Below are 23,417 nucleotides of genomic sequence, written 5' to 3' on the forward strand. Positions count from 1 at the left end.
CAGGCACAGTTTCCAGCATAAAGCAGGCGCAGACTAGACGCCTCTCTTGTTACCCCAGAGCAAAACGTGCAGCTGCGGTAGCACGCGGGCTTCGAACCACCTGTCACGGGTCACCTTATCGACCAGCCACTGCATGCGTTTTATTATTCCATCCAGGTCGACAGACGCGTCTTCGTTGCCGGGACGGGGCGGCGTGTGATTGCCGGGTTGCAGAAAGACAGGAAGGCGCGAAAATCGCGCGGCGGCTTCTTTCGCGTAAGCGTAGTCACTCTCGTCGAAAACGACGAGCTTGAGCACGACTTGCGGCTTTTCCTGCGCCGCATCCACGCACGCCTGGATAGCAGCCCAGTCGGTCCTCATTTCGCTTGACGGGGGCTTTGGGCTGAGGACCAGCACGTCAAGATCCACGAACCAATCCCTGACCACTGAACCTTGGGTTTCCAGCGCAAAACGGTAACCTGCACCGTGCCCTCGGTCGATGAGCGCACCCAATGGCTGAATGGCCGGATTGCCGCCGGACAGCGACACCATCACTGGCTGGGTACCGGAAAGCTCAACGACGCTTTGCCAGACCGCATCGACTGGCATCATCTTCCATTCATGGCGGAATTGATTGTCGACCGCATGAAGGGTGTCACACCACGAACAGCGATAGTCACACCCGCCGGTTCTGATGAAGACAGTTGGCAAACCGATGAGCGGGCCCTCGCCCTGGATCGTTGGCCCGAAGATCTCGCTCACACGGATTGCGGGATTGGTCTCGATCATGGCCGGTATTGTGCCCAGGTTTTCGGGGTTTCGCTCACCCGCACGGCCGAGGTTTCGGGTAGGCGTGCCTTGCACCACTCATAGAAATGTCTGGCCAGGTATTCCGCAGTGACTTGCTCATGATCCAGGACGTCGTTGAGGTGGCGATGGTCGAAGCTTTCGTCGATGTAGCGTTTGAGCGGCGTCAGATCGTGATAGTCGCGCACAAAGCCGTGCGCGTTCAATTCATTGGCCGCAAGCTCTATTTCGACGATGTAATTATGCCCGTGCAGGCGCGCACACTGGTGGTCGGGCGGCAAGCAGGTGAGCTGATGCGAGGCTGAGAAGTGGAATTGCTTGGTGATCCGGAACATTACGCGTTCGCCCTCCGCAGCGCGACCAGCCAGAAATCGTCATCCTCGTAGTCGGTGGGGTCCGGGTGCCCAGACAGGTGAAACGCTTCGCGCCGCTCGACGCAGGTCCCGCAGCGTCCGCAGTGACGCTCGCCGCCCTTGTAGCACGACCAGGTCTCCGCAAACGGCGTGCCGTATTTTGCTCCGTCGCAAACGATGTCCGCCTTGCTGAAATGCAGGTACGGCGCATGGAGGTGAACCCGCGCATAGCCGTCCAGCGCGCGGTCTTGCATCGTCTGGAAAGTGTCGATGAAAGCCGGACGGCAATCGGGATAGATGAAGTGATCCCCGCCATGCACCGCCGTCGCCACCGCTTCGGCCTTGTGTGCGGCGGCGAGACCGAAAGCGATTGCCAGCATAATGGCATTCCGGTTCGGCACAACCGTCACCCTCATCGTGTCTTCGGCGTAGTGGCCGTCCGGCACGTCGATACTGTCGGTCAGCGCGGAGCCGGAAAGACCGCGGCCGATTTGGCCGATGTCGATGATTTGGTGCGGCACGTTCAGTCGCTGCGCGCAGAGGGCGGCGAAGCCCAATTCCTTCCTGTGCCGTTGGCCGTAATCGAAGGACAGGAGGCAGTCGAGCTCGTGCTCCCCCGCCAGCCTGTGAGCAAGGGAAACGGAATCCAGTCCGCCGGAGCAGACGACGAGAGTCTTCATCATTGGTGTCCTTGTTTTGACCGGGTAAGGCTGCGACCGGAGATTTCTCTGCCCTCCCCGTACTCCCGCGAATCAAGGTTGTGAACCCGGGGGGAGTTTGATGCGCTGACGTGCCGCGGTGGGCCCTGTTCAGTACAGAACTGCGAACGCCGAGAGCCGCCGATTCCCATCGGGCCGGAGTTGCCCTCGCCTTCGGGGAACACGCGGTAGATCAGCCGCACGGTGTCGGCGTGCAGCGGATCGATCTCCAGCTTCTTCTTGGTCTTCGATCCGCGCTGCTCGGCAGGGACGATGCGATAGCCGATCGGCGGCAGCGCGCCGTTCCAAAACCCTGGCGGGCGTTCTCGTTCATGGCGCGAAGTTGGCGTTCTCCTTCGACTGATACTCGTCGAACAGAGCCATGATCTGGCGCATCATCGCATGCATGGGATCGTCGCGCATCTCCTGCGTGATGGAGACGAGCTTGACGCCGTTCTTTGCGAGTTTCCTGACATAGAACTCAAGCTCGAAGTGGTCGCGGAAGAAACGCGAGAAGCTATGAACCACAGCGACGTCGGCGGGCGCGGGCTTCGACGTGGCCGCCTCGACGACGCGCTGGAACTCAGGCCGGCGATCACTGGTAGCGGAGGCTCCGGCCTCTACGAACGTCTCAACCACCTGATAGCCGCGCGAAATGGCCAATGTGCCGCGATTTGCCGTCCTTTGCGCCTGACCGGAGCGCGGTTCGCGTGTCAGGGGAGCTCCCCCCTTCCAGTTCGGGGAGAGACCGCCATGCCGAGGAACACGGTCATGGCTCGATTGAGCCGCAACATGTCCTCGTCATCAAGCCGCCCGATCTGCATGCCCATCTTCGCCTTCGGAACGGTGGTGATTTTGTCCACCATCAGTCGGCAGGTCGCGCGCAGGCCGTTGCGCTCGCTCGGGTCCACGACCAGGCGGAACAAGGGGGCGTCGGTGGGGTCGGTCGTAAAGACGCAGATCGTGATCGAGTCGGTTGCGTCGAAGCTGTCGTCCTGGACGATGACGGCGGGACGCGGCTTGCCCGCATAGTCCTTAGCGCCTGAGACCGTCCAGACCTCGCCGCGCCTCATTCGTTCCAATCCGACACTGCGTCGATGAAGTCCTGATCCTCGCGGGCCTGAGTACTGGCGGCGACTGCCTGCGACTGGCGATGTGCCTGTGCCCGGAAAGAGGAAGAGCGAACGTCCGGGACCCAAATCTGGATCGGCCGCAGCCCCTGCGCGCGCAGCCGCTCGCGATGCTCGCGCACCTTCACGCGGACCGGCTTCGGTGCAGTTGTCATATCAGCCTCGTATTCAATAGTTACATGTAACCTATCACACAACTCTCCCCGCAGCCAGGATTTTCTCGCAACGGAAGCGCGCCCGCGCCCGATCGAACCCGATCGGCTTCCTGCCTGGGCTTCGGTCGAACGATGTGGCCAAGTCGAATGCAAAAGTCGCGCTCTGCGCTACGATCCTGCGTTCGTCGAGTTCCGATGCGCCATGCAGTCTCCCGCGCCCGGCGACGGCGTGTTGCGGCTGCGTTCGTGCAGCCTTGGAGCCGTATAGTCCTCTTTCGCAGCCGTTCCGGACGGTCGATCCGGCCGGCATGTCACCCAACGCGTCAACACAAGGACGAGAGGCGGCGGATGCCGCCTCTCGTCTCGACTTTAGTCGCGGTCCGGATCCTCAAGCTCCCGGATCACAGCTTTGACCACATAGTCACCGATCTTGGTGCGGCGTTGCGCGACCAGGATGCTGACAGCCGTCTCGTTCGCCTCGATCGCCAGGATCGCGTCCTCCATGTCGGCATATGGCCGGAGGTTTTCGATGGGGATGACGTCGCCGTACTCGTCATAGCCGCCGTGGAGATACATCGGTGCCCGCTCCAGGCGCGAAAGCGCCCACTCCGCCTCGCGGATGAGCCGGAAGCCCAGCTTGCGCTGCCGCCAGTATTCTGCGCTGCCGCCGTCGATGGTGACTGTGTTGCGATGTGTCATGGAAATCTCCTTTCGCTCTTTGACGGAAGGAGGCCGCACCGGCGCATCGAGGGGTCAAGGATCGCTTTAGCGACCGCTACGCGGTGTGCGGGGGAGCCGATTTTGTTGGCGGGCACTTAAGCGTCCGGCGGCAAAATTGGGGGGACCGCACGTCCTTGACGCCGGAGAGGCGGTGCTACAATGGGAGTCAGAGAGAGATAGCCCACGCCCCCCGGGCCGTGTCCGTATCCGGCGACCAGCCGGTCCGGCGCCGTCCCACCGCGTCCCTCCGGTAGGGAAGGGCTATAGCGTAAACGTAGTTCTCATCACCACCCGGTGAGGCGCGCCATCATTTCAACGACCTGGCAGAGCTCCGCAGACTAAAGGCACGAATTAGTCTGCGATATCCAGCGGCGTCTGCTTGCCCCGGCGCCCTAACGTGAAGCCGAGAATGATGCCTTCTTGGCGGGCGCCGATCCGCACCGATTCAATTCGCGGGCGCTGAAGCGGTTTTGAACGGCCGGACTGTTCGTGCCATTTTCGCGGGTAGGAGGTGCAGATATGTTCTACTGCTAACCTGATGCATATCCTAGAGTTCGTCCGCTCAGATGTCGGCTTACAAATGGTGTTGTGCCTGTTCCACCTCGATCGTAACATGCGAGAGCCCGTGGATTTTAGCCAGCCGCGCCTTGTAGTGCGACGGTTGATTCGGGTCCACAGACGCTAGCGCAATGATCGCCGCGTGGTGGCCAGGCCCGACTTGCCAGATGTGCAAATCGGTGATGCGCTCGCCGCTACGCTCGATGGCTTCGCGGATTTCACCGGGAAGATCTTCATCACCCGGTACCCTGTCCAGCAGTACACCGCCGGCGTCGCGGATCAATCCCCATGACCAGCGGGCGATGACCAGTCCCTCAACCGATCGGTCTCTTGATGAGAGCGGATTGGCGGCTTGGTGGTGGCGAAGAGCGACATTGGACATTGGTGCGTGCCCAAGGGTGCTACCTAATCCTTGCGAAGGCATTCGCCGCCGGTTCAACGGGGGAACTTCCCACTGGCGTTCCATTTGGGTTTCCCAAGCCGAATCCGGCGGCGACCGGGTGCCCAATCCCTCCCACGCTTGCTTTTTAGTGCTTACAACATTATTGTTGTAAACATGATTCCTGCCCTCGTCCCATTGCCCGGCTCTCCGTGGACCGTTCTGCCCCCCGGGGTGCACGCGGCGAGTTTGAAAGACGTGGCGGTTGCTTTCGCAACGAATGCCTGGCGGCGTGAGCTTTTCGAGGGCCTCGTTCTCGCCTCTGGCAGGTTGCGATTGGCTGGATGTCCGGCGATCTATCTCGACGGCAGCTATGTGACCGGCAAGCCGAGGCCCGGCGACTTCGATGCATGCTGGGACCCTACCGGGGTCGATCCGGCCAAGCTTGATCCCGTGTTCCTGGAATTTGCGAACGGTCGGGCAGCGCAGAAGGCGGCATTCATGGGCGAGTTCTTTCCGTCCTCAATGATGTGCGTGGATGTCGGGCAGGCATTCGTCGATTTTTTCCAACTGGATCGTTTCACAGGAAAACAGAAAGGGATCGTCTCCATTCCGCTTTCGGCCGATCCACTTCTCTCCGGGAAGGTGCAGCCATGATTTACAGCGACAAACAGTATGGCGTATCGAGTGCGCAACTAGCGAAGTTGCAAGACGCGCTTGCTGCTGCGAAGGCGCGCGCATCGGATCAGGCGTGGCTCAAACAGGCGGAGATCGATGGGCTCGAAAGCCAAATCGCCGATATCGAGGCCGAGCTTGCCGAATTCGATCTGTTGAAATCCGGCCAAGTCTCGTTCTCGAAAACCTATGCGCTGGAAGAATTGCCGCGCGTGCTGGTGCAGGCGCGAATTGCCTCCGGCATGAGTCAGACGGACCTCGCCGAAAAACTTGGCATGAAGCCGCAACAGGTGCAGCGCTACGAGGCGACCGACTACATGGGCGCAAGCCTTGGTCGGCTGATCGAGATTTCGAAGGCGCTCGGTGTGAAGGCGTCAGGAAGTTTTGAGGGACCGAAGCAGGCCGGCGGATCGGTGTTCGCGTGGGGCGATGCCGACGATATCGTCTGGGGTCAGCTTCCCTACAAGGAGATGATCAAACGCAAGTGGTTTGATCTGCCGCGTGGCGCAAACCCGATTAAGCGCGTGAAGGAATATTTCCTGCACGCGGCCGGACCGCAATTTGCGACGGCGTTTCACCGCAAGAAGATGCGCAGCGGGAACGTGCCGAACGAATATGCGCTACTCGCGTGGCAGGCGCGCATTCTGGAGCGGGCGCGTAGCAAGATTGAAGCAGAAGAGATCGGAGCCTTCGAACTCGATGACCGGTGGCTGCCAGAGTTGGTGCGTCTCACGAAACGGAAGGACGGGCCAAAGCGTGCCCGCGATCTGTTGGCCGACAAGGGCATCGTGCTTATCGTCGAACGGCACCTCTCGGGATCGTATCTCGACGGCGCAGCCATGCTTGCTGACGGCGATACGCCGGTTGTGGGCCTTACGCTGCGATACGACCGACTGGATAATTTCTGGTTCGTGCTAATGCACGAGCTCGGTCACGTCTTCCTGCATCTCTTCGACGGTTTGCGCTTCGACTTCTTCGACGAGGAAGGCGGCAATGACGGTGATGCGATCGAGGCGGAGGCCGACAAATTCGCGCTCGACGCGCTGATACCGGAAGCATTGTGGGATCAGTGTCTGTCCCGCTTCGCCCTGTCGGAAGAGGCGGTGAAGATCGACGCGGAGACGATCGGCATCGATCCGAGCATCATCGCGGGGCGCATCAGGAAAGAGCGAGGCAACTACACCATCCTGAACGATTTGGTTGGTCGGGATCAGGTGCGCTCGCAGCTAGAGGAGGCGAGCGATGATCTTGACTGAGGATATGTATGTTCCGGCGCTGCGATGGCGTCAGGGCGAATACCAGGCGCTTGCCCGCCTTGCCGCCGCCGCCAAGGACCGTACCGTTCCCTATGTCACCATTCCGGAAGTCGAATTCGATTTCGAGTTGTGGCAGCCGAAGAAGACGGTTCAGGAGCACGTCCATCCGTTTGCGGCCCGCTTCAATGCCAAGTGGGGGCAGCGGCCCGCGTGGGTTGGCGTGCATCCAACCATTTCCGGCAAACCGATGGGGGACGGCCGCGACATCTTCACATACGTGTTCGAAGCCCTGCGGGAATTCCAGGCGAATGCGATGCCGGCCGTTCACCTCGATGCCTCCCCACCCATGGTCGCATCCGTTGCAGGGATCGTTGCGGCCGATGGCCTTGGAGCGGCCATCGCGGTCCGGCTGGAGGACCTGATGAAGCCGGATGCGCGCACGCGCATCGAGGCTTTGACCGCGTCGCTCGCTTTATCCTTCGACGAAGTTGACCTCGTTATCGATCTCGGTGCACCGAATTTTGAGCCCTACAATGCTTTCGCAGGCGCGCTTATTGCGGCCATGCAAAAGCTTGGTGACCTGCATGCCTTCCGCAATTTCGTCGTCATCGGTACGGCGATTCCGGAGACGTTCAAGGATGTTGCCAAGGGTGCCGACCAGCTCCCGCGCCATGACTGGCTCTTCTATCAAACGCTACTCGGCAAGTTGCCTCCCGGCATGCGGCAGCCCAATTTCGGCGACTACACAATCGTCCATCCGGAATTCGCGCCGGTGGACATGCGCAAGATCAAGTCGGCCGGCAAGCTCGTCTATACGACGTCGACGGCGTGGGAGGTCCGCAAAGGCGGGGCATTCCGAGACCATCCAGAGCAGATGCACGACCACTGTGATTCGATCGTGGCGTCCGGCAAGTTCAGCGGAGCGGGTTTCTCAAGCGGCGATGACTACATCGCCAAATGTGCGGCGCGGACGGCGAAGCCCAGCAATCAGCCCTGGTGGAAGTTCGTTACGATCAACCACCACATCACGCATGTGCTGGACGATCTCTCCACGTCTGGCGCTGCACCATGAAAGCGCGGATGGAGGCGGTGATCTCACGAAGCGTCATGGTCTCGCAAAGTATCTCGTAAAGCTGTCTTCTCGGCCGTCGCAGGTCCTTCGGCGCATATCCGGCCTGGCCCAGGAGTTCGATGACTTCATCCCGCCAGAGAAGATGCGCCATCATGACCGGATCGATGTCGGGGTTGGCGACGGAGTTTCGCAACACATGGAAGCTGACACCGCCCCTTGGTCCCTGCTCGGCCGCGATCACGCCGCACCATTCGGGAGCGTGACTCATGATGCTTGCGACATGCTTCGGCGCGGCCACGAGTGTGAGCTTTTGTAGCGTCTGGCGGTAGATATCTATCTGCGTAGCGAACCGGTCTAGGCTGTCCTTGGCGCTCTTGATTTCATAGCCGTGGATGCAGCCGTTGATGACGGCGACATCGATGCGGCTTCGGGCGTGCGCGAGGCCAAGTTCGTCGATCACGAGCGTATCGGGATGAGATTTGGCGTGTCGCAATCGTTTGGCGTGTAGCGCAGAGCGAATGTCTGCGTCTGTCGTTCCCAACTTTGTCATGGCTGGCATTGTTATCCTCCAGCTTATGTTCTGCCGGAGGTTATGCTCCAAGCCAAGGTGGCATTCTGACTCACCTGACATTTCTCAAGCGTGTCACCGGCAATGTCCGCTTCTGGTCGTCGGAAAGCCAGCTGGAACGACCGAATCCGTCGCGCATACCAGACATTCGGCATCTGCTCCCCCTCGCGTTGCTCGTCTCATGCCTTCCACATCGTCGATCGGAGAACAGCCTGCATATGCTCTGCGAGGTCGAGTTCACCGCGCGCCTCAATCTCTAAAAGATATCGGGCCTTGGCCAGGCGATCCCCTTCCCCAACGGCGGCATAGCTGCAGACGGCGACCAGCGCCCTCTCCTCCGCCCGGCTGGCTCTGTCGCCACCGCCGATGTCATGCAGGGCTTTGCCGAACGCAGCATAAGCTGTCTTGTGCGCCTCAATCAGCGCTCGCAGATTATTGGACGGTCCTTGGTCTCGACCCTGCGGCTCTGTACCATGCGCCGCCACCGCCACCGCCAGCGTCGACGCGACTGCGCTGCCCGCGTGCAAGAGCAGGGCGCGGCGACTGATCTTAGACGTGGCAAACTCTCCCATTTCCTTCGATGGCGATAGGACCCTAACGCGATGGTTTGCGCATTCGTGTCAGGATTGACAGACCCTATGGCAGCGGCCATCCGGTGCGGGCGATGCGCAGCGCCCGCATCTCGGACGGTATGCCGCGCTGCCGGCAACCTTCGATTTAGACTCAGACTGTCGCGACTGGTCGCTTTCATCAGGACCGTCAAGCCGATGCATCCGCAGTGCTGAGGATGGCGCCAGCCGACAAGCCAGCGCTGGCAGCCGTGCCGACCGCCATCGCAAGCCACAAAGCCAGTTCGACGAGATTCTGACGTTTAGGATCCACCAACTCAGCTGCTCGCTGGCCGGATCGTTCAGCGAGTCGTAGCAGGGGTGTGACGAGCCAATCCTTGAAGAGGCGCTCGACGTGGTCGCGATAACGCAGGCGCCTTTTCTGCGCCTCGGGTCGTCCAAGGTGAAGCGGACGCGTCAACCTTGTGATGAAGTCGAGCCTTTGCCAGTGGCGAGCTGGCAGGCGGCATCGATCACCAGCTTGCCTGGCGGCGCTTGGACCCGACTCATCATCACGCTGAGAGCCTGTTATGCTGACCCAACGTTTGATCGCAGTCTTGATCGATACGAGAAGCTTGTGATGGATGCAACTGAACAAGGCGCTGCTCCCACAGTCGTCGCAGCTCCTCCATCAGAGCTTCACACTGAGCCTTATGCAGCTTAAATGCATCCAGGAGATCCTCCACCACGGCTTCGCCCTCAATCCGCATCAGCAGATCGAACAAGTCGTGTGAGATTCGCACACTGTCACTGCTGGAATGGTTCGCACGGATCTCGCAGACAGTCTCCTGACGATCCCGCGCTGTGTAAGCACGAGCCTGATGGAGGGACACATAGGGCGGCAATGAAACCGCAAGCGCAGTCCAATCCTGCAGCGTTGCTGCCCGCTTTTTCACTAGGAAGGGCCCGACCACAAGTCCATCCAGCTCTGTCGTCAAAAATGTGGCAATCGCGTCTGCAACCGAATCCACGATCGGTTCGGCGTTGTTGTTAAAGGACGTGTTCAGCAGAATTGGGGTGCCTGTCCGCTGCTTGAACGCGTTGATGACGTCCCAGTAAGCGGGATTGGCGTTGCGCGATACCGTTTGCAGGCGAGCCGTACCGTCGACGTGGGTAATGGCGCCGAGCAAGGCGCGCTTTGAGTCACGCACGCGAACAACGAAGTTCATGAATGGAAATTCGTGTTTACCGTCCGGGAGGTCGAAGAATTCGCTGGCATGCTCTTCCAGCACAGATGGCGCGAACGGCCGATAGCCTTCGCGCTTCTTGACCATCGCATTGATCCGGTCCTTGTTTGCGGCGGGCCGAGGGTCGGCCAGAATGCTGCGGTTGCCCAGGGCACGCGGCCCAAACTCCGAACGACCCTGCACCCAGCCGATCACGGCGCCCTCGGCGATCCAGTCGGCTGCACTGCTTGCCACGTCATCAGAGCGTTCAAACTCGATATGTCTGGCCCATGTATTCAGTTCCTGTTGCACGGCGAGCTCGCTCCCTAGATCAGGACCCCAATAGACCTGTTGCAGCCGCTCACGCGGCGCGGGGCAGCCCATCTCGTTGGAGACTATGAGCGCAGCGCCCAAGGCGCAGCCAGCGTCGTGAGACGCGGGCTGCACGAAGATGTCCTCGAAAAGCCCTGAATACAGCAGCTTGCCGTTCATCGTGCAGTTGTGGGCAACCCCGCCAGCCAGGCACAGCCGCTTCATACCGGTGGCCTCGCGGTGATGCCGCAGAATGTGGAACACGATCCGCTCAAGAGCTTCCTGCAGTGACGCACTCACATCTCGATGCTGCTGGGAGAAGGGCATTCCCTTTCGCCTGACCTGGATGTAGCGGAGCAACGCCGGACCGATGCGGTCGAGGTGAACACGATAGCCACCGTCGTGGGCGGAGAGCTCGTAGAACTGCTGGAAGAGATCGCGATAGGGAGCGGGATCCCCGTAGGGGGCGAGTCCCATTACCTTGTATTCGTCGAATAAGCCGTAGCCGAGATAGCGAATCGTCTCGAGATAAAACAGCCCAAGAGAGTTGTTCTCAGGGAAAGTCTCGAGTTGCGTAACGTTTGTGCCAGACCCGACCGCCACGAGGCCTGACAGGAAATCGCCGGAGCCATCAATCGCCAGGATAAGGCTTTCCTCGAAGCCCGACATTGCAAACGCGCTGACGGCATGCGCCTGATGATGACTTACGAACGAAATCCGCGAACTGTCGAATTTAGTGCCGAACTCACGCGCCAGCAGATCCTGTAGCAAGGGTTTCGCACCCAGCGGAGTGGGCTGGGAAGCGGAGACACCTTCAAGCATGGCGTTGGCAAACGGCTCGCTGGCGTAGACCGCGACACAATCAATGTCGCTGAGCTGAACCCCCGCCGCTGAGAGACAGTATTGAATCGAACGAATTGGCAGCTTGTTGGAGTGTTTGATCCGGTTGAGGCGTTCCTCTTCTACGGCGGCTATCACCTGTCCGTCTCGGACGAGCACCGCGGCGCCATCGTGCATGAAAGCATTCGCAAGCTCGAATCGGCTTTCATGGACTTGGTCAAGTCCGCCGCTAATTCCCAGACACAGCATTTCTATCTCCACATCGTGACGGGCAAGCCAGATCGGCCTGCCTCGGATCGTTTCCATCTAAATGGGCCATCGGTGCGCGTGAGGTGCCTGTGTCCATGCAAGATTTCGGATGAGTGATGAAATCGTTTGTTTCGATCAAAAGCATTCACGACATGGATAGCTGCCGGGGATGCGCTTCAAATGACCGGCGATTAATCTCTCTCTTTGCATGGCGACTTGGTCTGACAAGTCTGCCAATCTTTACGAAGCGAACGCATGAAGGCGCTAGAAGCGAGAGCGGCGACGAAGGAACTGAGTTCCAAATCGTGCGTATGGAAATGTGATGCGCGATGCCTTTGGGCCATGCGCGAACAGCCCTTCTAACCAGCATTTTGGAAAGTGCGCAGCCTCACCGCTGATGCCATTAACCAGCGCGATTTTTCTCGCTAAAGCTGGAACGCAGGGAAGGAAACGCGGACCAAGTTCCTGCTCGGGTTACGACCTGTAGTGTTTGGCTGTCAGGTGCGACCGTATACGTCCTCAAGCCGCACGATGTCATCTTCGTCGAGGTAGTCGCCGCTCTGCACCTCAATCATCACAAGGCCGATGCTACCCGGGTTCTCGAGCCGGTGTTTGTGGCCGCATGGGATGTAGGTCGACTGGTCGGTGGTCAGGAACAGTTCCTGGTCGCCGTTGATGATCTTCGCGGTGCCGCTCACCACGACCCAGTGCTCGGAGCGGTGGTAGTGCATCTGAAGGCTCAAGCGCCCGCCTGGCTTCACCTCGATGCGCTTGATCTTGAAGCGCTCGCCTTCCTCCAGGACCGTGTAGGTACCCCAGGGCCGGTGCACCGTGTTGTGTAGCAAGTGCGCCTTGTGTCCCGCCGCCTTTAGTCCTTCGAAGAGCTTCTTGACGTCTTGGACGCGATCGCGGGATGCAACAAGCAATGCATCCGGGGAATCCACGATCACCAGGTCGCTGATGCCGACCGTGCCGATGACCCGCTTATCCGCGCTTATGTAACTGCCCACGGTGTCCACCACGTGGACATCGCCGCGAATCCTGTTGCCGCTCCCGTCAGCAGCGACCAGTTCGGCCATCGCATTCCAAGACCCAATGTCGTTCCACCCCATTTCGCAGGGGACCACAGCGAGATTGTGGGTTTTTTCCATTACGGCACGGTCGAGCGAAATACGCGGCGCCCGGACGAAGTGCTCGGACGAGAGTTCGATGGTAGCAAAGCAGTCGCGATCAACGATTGCGGCGTTCTCGTAGCTGCCGAGAACGGCATCGATGACCTCCGGGCAATGCAAGGCCATTTCGTCGAGCATGAGCTGCGCCTTGAAGCAGAAGATGCCGGCGTTCCAGAAGAAGCGTTTGGAGGCGACGTAGGATTTGGCAGTCTCGATGTCCGGTTTCTCGACAAACCGGACGACTTCCTCACCGTCGGCCTCGATATAGCCGAACGCCGTGTCCGGTCTGTCAGGCGTTATGCCCAGGGTTGCGATGCGCCCGCAGTGCGCGTGTTCGATGGCCCGGCTCATGGCGGTTTGAAATGCCGACAGATCGCCAATCATATGGTCGGCAGGAAAAACGCATAGGATCGCATCAGGACCTTGTGTTCCCTCGGCATGAATCGTTGCCGCAGCGACGGCGGCAGCAGTATCACGACCCTCCGGCTCAAGCAGAAAGGTGCGCGGCAAAAGAACGGAATCGAGCTCGTCGAAATCGTCTTTCATGAGGAGAAGGTGTCCAGTCGAGGCCACCGCAACAAACTCGACGACGTCCTGCATCGACTCCGCACGCAGCACGGTATGCTGGATGAGCGAACGCCCATCCGTCACCTTGAGGAAAGGTTTGGGGTGTGATTGCCTTGAGGCAGGCCACAAACGCGAGCCGGCTCCCCCGCCGATGATGACCGGAACCACTTTCATCAGATGACCTCCATTTCGTCGGCAAGCGAGAATGCCTGCGCCCTTTTCAGCGTCAGGGAGACGATCGCCATCGCCCTTCTTTCATTCGCAGCCTCCGAGTAGCAGCGCAGTTCCGGGGCGTTGCCGGAAGGCCGCACATGCACGATCTCGCCGGTAAGCATCTGCGCTCTCAGGCCATCGGTTTCGTCGACTTCAACAACTGTCCCGAGGGGAGCAAGAAAGCGCTGTAGCGTGGCCCGGCTTTCCAGGCGATCCATCAATCTGCGCGAACATTCGGTGGGGAAGTTTTGAAGGCGTTCACTCGCGCATACAGGAAGCTTCCAAAGCCCGCGCAGTCGCGACAGCTTCATGTTTGTGGACGCCATGGTGCTGAGGACGGCCAGGATTGGGAGGAATGAGTCCCGCGTCGGCAGCGCGGTCAATGTCTTTCCGTTCACTATGCAGTCCGACCCTAGCAGAACACCGCCATTGGCCTCAAAACCGACAACGATGCTGCCGGCACGCTGCGCCGCTTGCATGGCTTCAATGACAAACGGAGACCCGACCTTCGTCCTCAGGACCTCGAAACCGAAAGCGTGCGAAATTCCCGAGTTGGAGGTCACCGGCGTCACGATTGTGTCCGCCTTCAAGAACATAGCAGTGGCGAGCCCAACCAGGTCGCCGCGAAACAGATCGCCTCTCTCGTCCGCGATAAGAGGCCGATCGGCGTCCGCATCCGTCGACACGATGGCGTCGAGACCGAATCCGCGGACCCATTTCTTTAATCTTGCAATTGTCGCTGCGTCCACGGCTTCCGTATCGACAGGCAGGAAGCTTTCGGTTTTCCCGAGGGCGACCACGCTGGCACCGAGCGATCGAAGAACCTCTACCAACAGTTCCGCCGCGACCGAACTGTGCTCGTAGACACCAAGTCTCATACCGGAAAGGGATTCCGGCTCCAGCATATCAATGGCGCGCTCTCGATAGGCGGCGATCGCTTCTTCATGGCGCCCAGGCGATGACGTTCCCACAGGGCCCGGTGGCAAGCGATAGGCATTTGATCTTTCGGCTACGAAGCGCGTGATCGCGGCCTCATCGGCCTTGCTGATTTCACCATTCGGGCCATAGAATTTGATGCCGTTGCGATCGGCTGGAATGTGCGATCCGGTGACCATAAGGGCCGCCGCACCGTATCTGCGCGCATATAGTGCTAGGGCAGGCGTGGGTATGGCGCCGCAATCGACCGGCTGGAAGCCGTTTGCCGCCAACCCCGCCACGCAATTGTTGACTATGGCCTGACTGCTGTCACGGAGATCGCGCCCTATGAAGACCGACCTATTCGGCTGAATCCAGCTCGAAACCAGACGCCACGCGAACGCTTCGGCATAAAGTCCACTGGCCTGGCCCACCAATTCCGAAGCCAAACCTCGAACGCCGCTTGACCCGAATTTCATGATTTCGCTTTGCTGGTGAGTGGCACGCTCATCTGATGATCATGGCAGTTGAGTCGATCGGTCACTGCCTGTCGGGGGTTCGCTATGCCGCATCATGACAGGTCGGTAAATTTGATTGTTTGGATGGAATGCATCCATGGCATGGATGGTGTCCAGGAAGCTGTCTCGGTCAGGCGCGGCACAATCCTGCGAGATCGTGTCCTTGGGAGTGGATGCTATGGGGCGAGCGGCGAGAGTGTGGCATCCTTCGCTGTCTCAACCACCATCAGAAGGAGGCGTCCCATGTCGCAATCTTTTGTCGAGAGCCGGACCCTCCGACGCGGTGGACGACGGTGACACAAAGGAGGCGAACCACTGCTCCGGGGAGATTTTCAACTATCTGAGGAGCAACCAGCACGGCCGGAGAGTCGTGGATGAACTGGGCCATTACAAATCTTGGAGCAGTTCTGCCGGACAGCCGCCTTGGCGAAGGATACGCGGGATGAGGCTGGAAAGATGATCGATAGAATCCAAACGGCACGACAGCGCCGCCACGGAGTTTAAGGTGTGCACACTACAGATCCCCTGCGGCGCAAGGAATCTGCCAGGCCTGTATTCCAGGTTGGTGGCGGTTGCTCGCGTAAACTTGAGCTGCTTTCGAAGTGCTCGTCTATCTGATCGAAGCGGGTGCCAATGCCCTCGAAAGGCTGGCCTCACCGCGGCCGTAAGTCGCCGGATTGTAATTGACGAGGGTGTCGGTCCTCGCGGTATCCAGCAACTGATTTCTGACCTGCGTCGGCGTTGCCGATGTGAACTTGCTGCCAACGATGGCAGCATAGCCCGAAACCACAGGGGCCGCTTGAGACGTGCCGTGTAGGCCAGTCTTGTCACTCTCGACACCCACGGTCAGGAACTGGTTCTGCACCTCCGGGTCTGAGCCGGCATAATTCGAATATGTGGCCAGCTCTGCCTTCCTCCCCGGAGTGCCATTGTGGTCGAGCGCACCCACAAATATTGCCGATGGCATCCCGATCAGGCTGACAGCTAGTACATCGATATTCCCTTGGATCGGGGTACCTATTGCGATGCCATCGTTGCCGGCGCTCTTTGTGACGACGGCAGCACCCGACCGGGCCGCATCGACAATCGACCGCTCGAGCGGGTACTGGCTCAGTGGCTCCATAAGTTCGTAGCTCAGATTAATGACATTGAGGTCGTCCTGCAGCCTGATCGAAGAATTGTCCAAATAGTCACGCTTGAACATGTTTGCACCAGGGGCCACCATGCCGGCACTTTCAGCGACCCATTCCCCGTGCCGCTGCATCTGCGTGCCGTGGCCGAGATCTCCCTCAAATCGGTTCTCTATCGTGAAGTCATCTACGACAGTTATCGATACGCCAGAACCGGTATAGCCTGCCGCCCACGCTTCACCAATATCCGGGCTCATCCAGCAAAACGTGCCGTCGGCGTTTTGTGGGCAGCGCGAGCTACTGCTTTCCGCGGCTGGAGTACCGGTCGTTCCTTTGCCGCTGACACCGGCATCGAGATCACCCGCGAAACCGGGTGCTGCCGACAGGCACGCTACAAGACCGAGAACGAAACCCACCGGGAACAATTGTGCTTTGGACATCTAAACCTCCTGTCTAATTGTTCTTCATCAACGAACTTACGGCCTGGCCTTTTACCATCGCTAAAATTCACCCCTGAACCGAAGGTCGAGTTTCCATCGGCTTGGCTCGAGGTTTGTCATGTATTTCAACGTATCCGAGGGCCGCAGTTGCGAGGCCGCCAGACGGCAATTCACTGTATGGACGCCGCCGACGGGGCCATAGTCAGCAATGCAAGGTCGTTCCGTCAGGTCCCCGCCCAAGATCGAACTGACGGTGAGAGAAAGTGTCGTGGACGGTGTCGGCCGTCTTTGCAGAATAAAGCCGAGTTTCACACTTGGGTCGATTCGGACCTTTTCGGCACGCTGGCCGGTGCTGGCGCCCCACAGGAGACCGAAATCGTCCGACAGCTGCGTCAACATTTCAAATCGCATGTCGGTCCAGCTGCTATGGTACCACTCGTCGAAAGACACCGGGGTGCCATCCGACAGCTCGTATCCGCCTTCTCCCAGACGTTTGGCGGCGGCAGTTAGCTCCGAACCCTGGTAAATGCCGACAAGGCTGGTCTCCTGTCCGTTCGCAGCCATCGCGGTGACGAAGAATGCCACGACGAACAGGCCAAAACCCGCCGCCAGCCGTATGCACATCTGCAACTCCCATTGTTGGAGCCGCCAGTAAATTATGTACGATCGACAGTCTCGCCATCTTCAAATCCTTCGGAGGTCCAATCCGCAGACACATGGCCGCCAGCGGACAGCGTGTTCACCTGCAACAAATTAGTGATCTCCAGTCCTTTGAATTTTGTCGATCCATCTCTTTGCTCTTCCTGGCAAGCAACTCCCGCCCCCTCTCAAGGGAATGCAGCAAAATTCATGCCTATGGAGATGATGGCGCCAATGAAGGCAGTGTATATTTGCTTCCAGCGGCTTAGCCAAAACCTGCAAGACGCCAGCCAACCAAGGCTGTGTCGTCAAACCGCCAAAGCCGACACAATTGTCGGATATCGCCGAGCACGCTGAGCCCGAACCCACCAAGAGCTTGCGCACAGGAACGCTCCCATCGCGCTCCGGCAAACGATTGGCTCGACTCGTACTGCCAGGGCTGACTTTCTTTGCTGCAACGCACGACGCCCATGGTCCTCGTACCACCCCAAGGCGAAGTGGCTTGTCGCCGCGCTTTTTCCAGGTCTCAAGCGGTGATTTTGCCGTCGATCTCTTCGCACAGCCGGCTGACCTGGCTCTTGGAGATGCCGCTCATGCCCATGGCCTTGACCAGATCGTCGACCGAGCGGGTCGAGAGACGCTGGACGTAGGCCTCCTGGATGGTGGCGATCAGCGCCTTCTCGGCCCACGCGGCGCGGTTCAAGGAAAGCGGGGAAGTAGGAGCCCTGGGGATGCGCAACTCGACGGTGCTGGCGCGTCCGTCCGAGATTACGGCGCAACTCGGCTCGGCTTCGTTCTGGCAGGGGCATACCTTCCGCCGTATGCAGAGCTTCCAGTTTCTCGGCTGCCTTGCGCAGATTGGGTTTGAAGGTGCGAATGCCGAAACGAGCGAGGATTGCCTTGATGCGGTTGACGATCCGTGTACGTTCGCGGACGAGATTGTCTCGTTCACGGTTCGGACGGCGGGCCTCCTCCTCATCGATGGTTGCGATGGCTGCCATGCTGCAGTGGCGCTTCTCGCCCCGCAGCCAGCCAAGAAAGGCGCGCATCAGCAGTTCGGTATCGAGGCGATCGGTCTTGGCACGCCGATGTTCGAGGGAACCGCGACGCTCGATGGATGTATGACATAAGCTTCGACAGCGCGCGCCTGGAGCCAGCGCGCCAACCAAAAGTCATCGCATCCAGCCTCATAGGTGACCACGAGCGCAGGACTTCACGCCCGGCTTGGATGGCTTCGCTGCGCCAGCGGCGCAATAACCTGAGCACCGAATCCGGGTCGGCATCGAGCTTCTTGAGAGGGTTACGTTCAAAGTCAGGGATCGTCGCAGCAATGAGCCACTTTGTCTGGCTCATCTCAATCAATGCGACCAACGTGCTGTCCTGATCAATGGCAAAGGGATTTGCTTGCATCAAAGGATGGTGACATGGGGGCGCTCCTTAGGTAGCTGCTCAACAGCGCGAGGGTGCCACACGCTCGCCGCCGCCCATAGCATCTGCAGCGCTACTAACGGCGCGCTCGCGAACGGCTTCACTACCGCCGAGCTACACCACGTCCCGGGACGCGACCACGTCCCGGGACGCGACCGCCTGCGATTTCAGGTGTTGGATCAAGGTCGGCTGGAGCGCTGGCCGACCAGGCATCGCCTATGGCGCTAGCTCGGGCAGGAACCGTGCGAGGATGAACTGGGCTATGATCAGCGCCGCCATGGCTTGCCCTGCAAGGCTCCGGTCTCGGAAAGTTGTTTGTGGAGTTTTGAACTCAGAGGATGACAGGTTCTCCGTGGAAGCGCCGGCGCGATGGCGGCGAAACGCCGAAGCCGACTTCCATCATCAGCCGTGGACTTCGCGCCGGCTCCGTAGCCGTATGGAAGCCGAAGGGATCCTCGACGAACCCGAAACCGGCTCCGCCGGTGAGCGTGATGGGGTTCTGCTCGCCGTAAACGCTTAGAACCTCTTTGGCCGGATGGCCGAGGAGACAGCTCAACTGGTGCTTTAGGGGGCGGCGGTTGTGGCTGCCCCGGACAAAGACATGCGGGCCCGTGCTGCCATCGACAGGCGTCACATAGAAGAAGAATTTCAGCATGCGCCAGTCGTCGAGGTTGAAATGATACTTGTCAGGCGAGGCAAAATTCTTGTCGAGATGCGAAACAGCAGCACTCGGAAAATTCCACCAGACGCGCGTTGTGGCCAGTTTCGCCTGTCCGCCGAGATAATGCGCGGCAATATCCAAAAGCAGTGGATCGCCCTGTATGGCGAGTACGGCGCTACAGCCGAGGACGCGCTCGAAATAGTGGCCGCTGAGCAACGCTCGGCCGAACCGAGCCTCAGCTTCCGCACGCTCGGTCGGCATGAATTCGAGACGGCGATCGAAGTTGCCGAAACAAGGCGTGCACCGGGCGAAGGCGGCGATGTCCTCATGGATTACCGTTGGCAGGACGAGCCCGGAAAAAATCCCATCCGACCGCAGCGCGCAGACAATGTCCTGGCGGCTGGCCCCGGCAAACATGGTGTTCCGAGATCTCTGCGACACTCGGACCGGCTTTGCACAACGCCAGTGCATTCTTCGGGCAGGCATGGTGCGGGCGAGCACGAACATCGCTGGCCAGACCGGATTGTCGCGAATATGCGACAGACAGGTCGGAATGCGCCTGGCGATGCGGTACAGCATCGTGCCGTCTCGCATGATTGCATCGAGGGTCGCAGCGCTTGGTTTGCCGGAGCTCGTAGGAATCATCGGGGCCTTAGGTATGAATGCATCATCAACGAAACATGGATTGTCACCCTTCGTCATTTTGTCCAGGCGCAATTTCCGCACCGAACGGACACCGAGGAATTCCCGGCCCACGCGGTGCGGGCGATTGACTGGCATGACCGCAAGCTTCCGCGCCGGCCAGAAGCCTATGCGCTCGCCCGTCAGGCTCATGCGCAGACGAGCGTTCTTCACGGCCTGGATATCCCGTAATCGGCGCTATGCCGATGTTCCGAGTACCGGTTTCCACAATACCGGCCCGTTCAGGCGTCCCCTCCAGCGCACTCGCAAAAGGCTGGCGTGAGAAATCTCGAGAAAGCCGGCCACCGCTTCCGTGTTGCCGACGGTCTTGGGCCGTCCGATGCGCGACAAGGGCCAGGTTGCCAGGCGAAGGATTCGTTCCATGCGGATGTCGGTTACCGTCACGATCCCGGTCAACTTGCTGGCCAAGCCGAACTCGATCATGCCGGCGAACAGCTCGTAGGTTGCTTGAGCCAGCCCACCCGCGGCTTTCGGCGCTGATGGAGGGAAATCAAGCGCGAAACGACTGCTCTCCCATATGTCGGGAGCCGAAGGGACAACCTCACCGTCAAGAAGCGTCGGGAATGTATCGCGCAACATTGTGGGTCCGGTGCTGGGCAAGAGGCGGACGCAACCGTGAATTCGCCAATCGGCTCCCTTGAGCAGCAGATAGACAGGTCCCAAGGCGTCAAATGCGTCTGTTTCCATTTCGTCTTCGGTCTGAACGTCCCAATCGAGCCTTTCCTTGAAAACCCGATATCTGAGCCCGTGCATCTCTTTGAGTTCGCCCGCGAACTCGCCGTGGCGGTCCGGCGTTATCAGCTGCATCATTCGTCCTCTCCGTGCGGGATGTGTTTCCGCAATCGAAGGACAAAGGCGAAAGCGAAGCAGCCTGTAGACGTTTACAGCTATCCTGGCGGAAGCATGCAAGCAGCCATCCGTGCAACAGCCTGGTTGATCGTTCGGACACGAAGCTTTGCCTTGGCATTTTCCAGATGGAAGGTCACCGTGCGCCGTGAGATGCCGAGGATTTGACTGACATCCCAGGCCGACTTGCCGCGCGCCGCCCATTTCAGGCACTCGAATTCTCGCGGGGTGAGCGTCACGCCGTCCACTACCCGATCGGCCGCAAACCTGCTGCGGGCATGGATGTGGAAGTTGATCGCCACCAGCTGCAAGGCTTTTTCGTAGCGTGTCAGTGACCGCAAAAGAGACGGACTGGACTGGTCGGATGCCAGGGTCAGCGCAGCAAACCTGCCACGATGATCGTGCATGGACATCGTCAATCCGCCGCGAATGCCAAACTGAGCTGCTTTTTCCAGAATTTGCTGCTGTGAGGTCGTCAGACGCGGCCGGTCTCGATCCAGCGTCCAATCAAAAGTACCCCATCCTTGCAGCCCGCGCAGGATCACCGGGTCAACGGTGTGGTAGCGCTGTTGCAGATAGTGTGATGTCCAGGATGAAGGGTAGTTCGAGATCAATCGCGGCGTGTCGCCGCGGGCCGATGGGTGAGTGAAATAGGCGAACAGCGGAAAACCGAAACCGGCCGCGGCGGAGGCCATTGCCTCACGCAGGTCGACAGCATCGACACTTGCACAGAGTTGCTCGACGAAATCTTCAAATACGCGATGCATCTGCGCGTTGCGTACCTTTGCTGGTGTTCCATGCCAGGCGTAGGCCTTGGGAGTTCTGTTTGGGGCGCGTGGCCCAGCGCGGCGACCCTCGCTAATTCGTTGAACCAATCGGTGGTGTTGTGACGTTGTCGATGAGCCGTGTGTCGCCGAGCCAAGCAGCAACAAGCAAGCGTGCCGGTCGGTCGATGCTTGTCATCGGTTGTAGATCGGCCTCGCCGCGAAGTTCCAGGTATTCGACCTCGCGATAGCCTGCAGCCAAAATTGCCCGGCGCGCTTCAGCAAGCGTTGGCAAGACCGGCGAGCCGCGCATGAGCCGCTCAGCCGTGTCGAGCAGGACGGAAGCCAGCTTCGGGGCAACAGCTCGCTGGGCTGGAGAAAGCCGGCCATTGCGTGAAGACAGTGCAAGTCCATCGGCTTCGCGGACCGTCGGGCAGGCGACAACGGCGATCGGAATATCCAAATCCCGGACCATGCGCCTGACAAGCTGAAGCTGCTGAAAGTCCTTTTCACCAAAAAACGCGAAGTCAGCCCCGGTCTGCAGGAAGAGCTTGGCAACGACGGTCGCCACGCCATCGAAATGGCCCGGACGGAAGGCACCGCACAGGCCCTCGCTGACATGCGACACCGAAACGGTCGTGGCGAAACCCGCCGGATAGATCTGCTGTGCATCCGGCACATAGAGCAGATGGGCGCCCAGCGGCGAGAGCTTTGCAGCATCTTCATTTTCCGTCCGGGGATAGGCGGCAAGGTCGACGGCACTGTTGAACTGCTTGGGGTTGACGAACAGCGTCACGATTACCCGCTCGGCCTTCTGAAGCGCGGCACGCACGAGGCTCAGATGTCCTTCGTGCAAGGCCCCCATGGTCGGCACGATGGCGACACTGGCACCCGAGCAACGCCATCCCGCAACAACATTGCGGAGCTCGGCAACGGTTCGAACGATCGGCACGCTCAAGCGACGGCTCCGGTCTTCGACGCGTTGGCATAGAGATGCTCTGCCGCGGGAAAGCGTCGTTGTCTCACATCGGCGGCGTATGCGGTGATCGCCGCTTCGGCCTGATCACCGAGTTCGGCGTAGCGCTTGACGAATTTCGGCCGGAAAGAAGTAAACAGGCCGAGCATGTCGTCGCTCACCAGGATCTGGCCATCGCAGGCTGGCGAGGCGCCAATGCCGATGGTGGGGATGGCGATCTCTGCGGTGATGCGGCGTGCGAGCGGCTCGGGTACTTTCTCCAGCACCACCGCGAAGGCGCCGGCCTCTGTGACTGCAAAAGCATCGCGCCTGATCCGCTCGGCATCGTCTCCCCGCCCCTGGACACGGTAGCCACCGGAAATGTTGACCGCCTGCGGGGTCAGGCCGACATGGGCCATGACAGGCACGCCGCGGGTGGCGAGGCAGCGAATCGTCTCGGCCATGGTCTGGCCGCCCTCGAGCTTCACCGCTGCACAACCGGTTTCTGCAATGATGCGAGCCGCACTGCGGAAGGCCTGCTGCGGTGTCTCTTCGTAGGAACCAAACGGCAGGTCGACGACCATCAGCGCCTGTTGCAGGCCGCGGCGCACGGCCTGGCCGTGCATGATCATCATCTCGAGGCTGACCCCCAGCGTCGAGGGCAGGCCATGCAGTATCATGCCGACGCTGTCGCCGACGAGAACAATGTCGCAGTGCCGATCGGCCAGCCTAGCGACCGGGGTTGTATAGGCTGTGAGGCAGACCAGTGGGGCCTGGCCTTTGCGCGAGCGAATAGCCGGTGGCGTAATTGCCTTCGCATCACCTGTTGCGCTCAATTCAGGCCTCCTTCCGCAGCGTTACCACTCGCCCGAGTCGCGTTTGGCATATTTTTGTGCAAGTGCGAAGAGATAAAAAACTGGTCTCCAGCCGCGTGGTGTTGAC

The 23,417-nt window shown here is 59.8% G+C and carries 22 protein-coding genes and 3 pseudogenes; 4 read left to right on the forward strand and 21 right to left on the reverse strand.

The genetic code is table 11. The annotated features are described in order from the left end of the window. Positions 1 to 33: 33 nt before the first annotated feature. From queE to H0241_RS19115, 8 genes and pseudogenes are all read right to left on the reverse strand, one after another. Complete coding sequence (queE, locus tag H0241_RS19080) at positions 34 to 768, reverse strand: 7-carboxy-7-deazaguanine synthase QueE (protein WP_027038510.1); 735 nt, start codon at positions 766 to 768, stop codon at positions 34 to 36. Then, complete coding sequence (gene queD, locus H0241_RS19085) at positions 765 to 1,121, reverse strand: 6-carboxytetrahydropterin synthase QueD (RefSeq protein ID WP_027038511.1); 357 nt, start codon at positions 1,119 to 1,121, stop codon at positions 765 to 767. Before queD ends, queE begins: the two co-directional genes overlap by 4 nt. Continuing rightward, complete coding sequence (gene queC / locus H0241_RS19090; RefSeq protein WP_027038512.1) at positions 1,121 to 1,819, reverse strand: 7-cyano-7-deazaguanine synthase QueC; 699 nt, start codon at positions 1,817 to 1,819, stop codon at positions 1,121 to 1,123. The genes queD and queC overlap by 1 nt, the downstream gene beginning before the upstream one ends. Before the next feature lie 161 nt (positions 1,820 to 1,980). Then, positions 1,981 to 2,491, reverse strand: a pseudogene (locus tag H0241_RS19095) (recombinase family protein); the annotation flags it as partial. Positions 2,492 to 2,550: 59 nt separating this feature from the next. Then, a complete protein-coding gene (locus H0241_RS19100) occupies positions 2,551 to 2,910 on the reverse strand; it encodes a type II toxin-antitoxin system PemK/MazF family toxin (RefSeq protein WP_027038514.1) in 360 nt (119 codons plus the stop codon). Further along, positions 2,907 to 3,122 carry an antitoxin MazE family protein gene (locus H0241_RS19105; protein ID WP_027038515.1) on the reverse strand — a complete coding sequence of 72 codons (216 nt, stop codon included), beginning with the start codon at positions 3,120 to 3,122 and terminating at the stop codon, positions 2,907 to 2,909. The genes H0241_RS19100 and H0241_RS19105 overlap by 4 nt, the downstream gene beginning before the upstream one ends. Before the next feature lie 369 nt (positions 3,123 to 3,491). Beyond that, positions 3,492 to 3,821 carry a hypothetical protein gene (locus H0241_RS19110; protein ID WP_032901189.1) on the reverse strand — a complete coding sequence of 110 codons (330 nt, stop codon included), beginning with the start codon at positions 3,819 to 3,821 and terminating at the stop codon, positions 3,492 to 3,494. Between the two features lie 595 nt (positions 3,822 to 4,416). Next, positions 4,417 to 4,719, reverse strand: a pseudogene (locus H0241_RS19115) (cation transporter); the annotation flags it as partial. Between the two features lie 237 nt (positions 4,720 to 4,956). Between H0241_RS19115 and H0241_RS19120 the strand changes: the two are divergent. From H0241_RS19120 to H0241_RS19130, 3 genes are read left to right on the forward strand one after another with little or no spacing between them, the layout of a single operon-like run. Then, the gene (locus tag H0241_RS19120) at positions 4,957 to 5,436 is read left to right on the forward strand and encodes a DUF6932 family protein (RefSeq protein WP_050596633.1); all 480 of its coding nucleotides are present in this window, start codon (positions 4,957 to 4,959) and stop codon (positions 5,434 to 5,436) included. Further along, entirely contained in the window at positions 5,433 to 6,710 is a 1,278-nt protein-coding gene (locus H0241_RS19125) for an XRE family transcriptional regulator (RefSeq protein WP_027038518.1), read from the forward strand. The genes H0241_RS19120 and H0241_RS19125 overlap by 4 nt, the downstream gene beginning before the upstream one ends. 4 nt (positions 6,711 to 6,714) lie before the next feature. Beyond that, positions 6,715 to 7,782: a beta family protein gene (locus H0241_RS19130; RefSeq protein ID WP_032901192.1), complete on the forward strand. Its 1,068-nt coding sequence runs from the start codon at positions 6,715 to 6,717 to the stop codon at positions 7,780 to 7,782. Here H0241_RS19130 and H0241_RS19135 read toward each other — a convergent pair. The 8 genes and pseudogenes from H0241_RS19135 to H0241_RS19170 all read right to left on the reverse strand — a co-directional run. Continuing rightward, positions 7,736 to 8,341 (reverse strand): sce7726 family protein, encoded by a 606-nt coding sequence (locus H0241_RS19135; protein WP_027038520.1) that lies wholly within the window; start codon positions 8,339 to 8,341, stop codon positions 7,736 to 7,738. The genes H0241_RS19130 and H0241_RS19135 overlap by 47 nt on opposite strands. A 188-nt stretch (positions 8,342 to 8,529) precedes the next feature. Then, positions 8,530 to 8,922 (reverse strand): hypothetical protein, encoded by a 393-nt coding sequence (locus H0241_RS19140; protein ID WP_027038521.1) that lies wholly within the window; start codon positions 8,920 to 8,922, stop codon positions 8,530 to 8,532. A gap of 548 nt (positions 8,923 to 9,470) precedes the next feature. Then, positions 9,471 to 11,525 (reverse strand): carbamoyltransferase family protein, encoded by a 2,055-nt coding sequence (locus H0241_RS19145; RefSeq protein WP_027038522.1) that lies wholly within the window; start codon positions 11,523 to 11,525, stop codon positions 9,471 to 9,473. Between the two features lie 497 nt (positions 11,526 to 12,022). Next, complete coding sequence (locus H0241_RS19150; RefSeq protein ID WP_027038523.1) at positions 12,023 to 13,438, reverse strand: mannose-1-phosphate guanylyltransferase/mannose-6-phosphate isomerase; 1,416 nt, start codon at positions 13,436 to 13,438, stop codon at positions 12,023 to 12,025. Continuing rightward, positions 13,438 to 14,871: a phosphomannomutase gene (locus H0241_RS19155; protein ID WP_181059182.1), complete on the reverse strand. Its 1,434-nt coding sequence runs from the start codon at positions 14,869 to 14,871 to the stop codon at positions 13,438 to 13,440. Before H0241_RS19155 ends, H0241_RS19150 begins: the two co-directional genes overlap by 1 nt. Positions 14,872 to 15,520: 649 nt before the next feature. Continuing rightward, positions 15,521 to 16,480 carry a S8/S53 family peptidase gene (locus tag H0241_RS19160; protein ID WP_027038525.1) on the reverse strand — a complete coding sequence of 320 codons (960 nt, stop codon included), beginning with the start codon at positions 16,478 to 16,480 and terminating at the stop codon, positions 15,521 to 15,523. A gap of 60 nt (positions 16,481 to 16,540) precedes the next feature. Then, a complete protein-coding gene (locus H0241_RS19165) occupies positions 16,541 to 17,104 on the reverse strand; it encodes a hypothetical protein (RefSeq protein WP_181059183.1) in 564 nt (187 codons plus the stop codon). Positions 17,105 to 17,654: 550 nt separating this feature from the next. Beyond that, positions 17,655 to 17,876, reverse strand: a pseudogene (locus H0241_RS19170) (transposase); the annotation flags it as partial. Here H0241_RS19170 and H0241_RS19175 point away from each other — a divergent pair. Then, positions 17,851 to 18,249, forward strand: coding sequence for a hypothetical protein (locus H0241_RS19175; protein ID WP_181059184.1), 399 nt, complete (start codon positions 17,851 to 17,853; stop codon positions 18,247 to 18,249). The pseudogene H0241_RS19170 and the gene H0241_RS19175 sit on opposite strands and share 26 nt — an antisense overlap. 629 nt (positions 18,250 to 18,878) lie before the next feature. Here the strand turns inward: H0241_RS19175 and H0241_RS19180 are convergent. The 5 genes from H0241_RS19180 to panB all read right to left on the reverse strand — a co-directional run bounded on the left by H0241_RS19180 (position 18,879) and on the right by panB (position 23,311). Then, positions 18,879 to 19,853: a hypothetical protein gene (locus H0241_RS19180; RefSeq protein WP_181059344.1), complete on the reverse strand. Its 975-nt coding sequence runs from the start codon at positions 19,851 to 19,853 to the stop codon at positions 18,879 to 18,881. A gap of 234 nt (positions 19,854 to 20,087) precedes the next feature. Next, entirely contained in the window at positions 20,088 to 20,720 is a 633-nt protein-coding gene (locus tag H0241_RS19185) for an acyl-homoserine-lactone synthase (protein ID WP_181059185.1), read from the reverse strand. Between the two features lie 77 nt (positions 20,721 to 20,797). Then, the gene (locus tag H0241_RS19190) at positions 20,798 to 21,523 is read right to left on the reverse strand and encodes a helix-turn-helix transcriptional regulator (protein ID WP_181059186.1); all 726 of its coding nucleotides are present in this window, start codon (positions 21,521 to 21,523) and stop codon (positions 20,798 to 20,800) included. A 91-nt stretch (positions 21,524 to 21,614) separates the two neighbouring features. Continuing rightward, entirely contained in the window at positions 21,615 to 22,478 is an 864-nt protein-coding gene (gene panC / locus H0241_RS19195) for a pantoate--beta-alanine ligase (protein WP_181059187.1), read from the reverse strand. Continuing rightward, complete coding sequence (gene panB, locus H0241_RS19200) at positions 22,475 to 23,311, reverse strand: 3-methyl-2-oxobutanoate hydroxymethyltransferase (RefSeq protein WP_181059188.1); 837 nt, start codon at positions 23,309 to 23,311, stop codon at positions 22,475 to 22,477. The genes panC and panB overlap by 4 nt, the downstream gene beginning before the upstream one ends. Positions 23,312 to 23,417 lie beyond the last annotated feature (106 nt).

This window comes from Mesorhizobium neociceri (assembly GCF_013520985.1).
Taxonomy (GTDB): Bacteria; Pseudomonadota; Alphaproteobacteria; order Rhizobiales; family Rhizobiaceae; genus Mesorhizobium; species Mesorhizobium neociceri.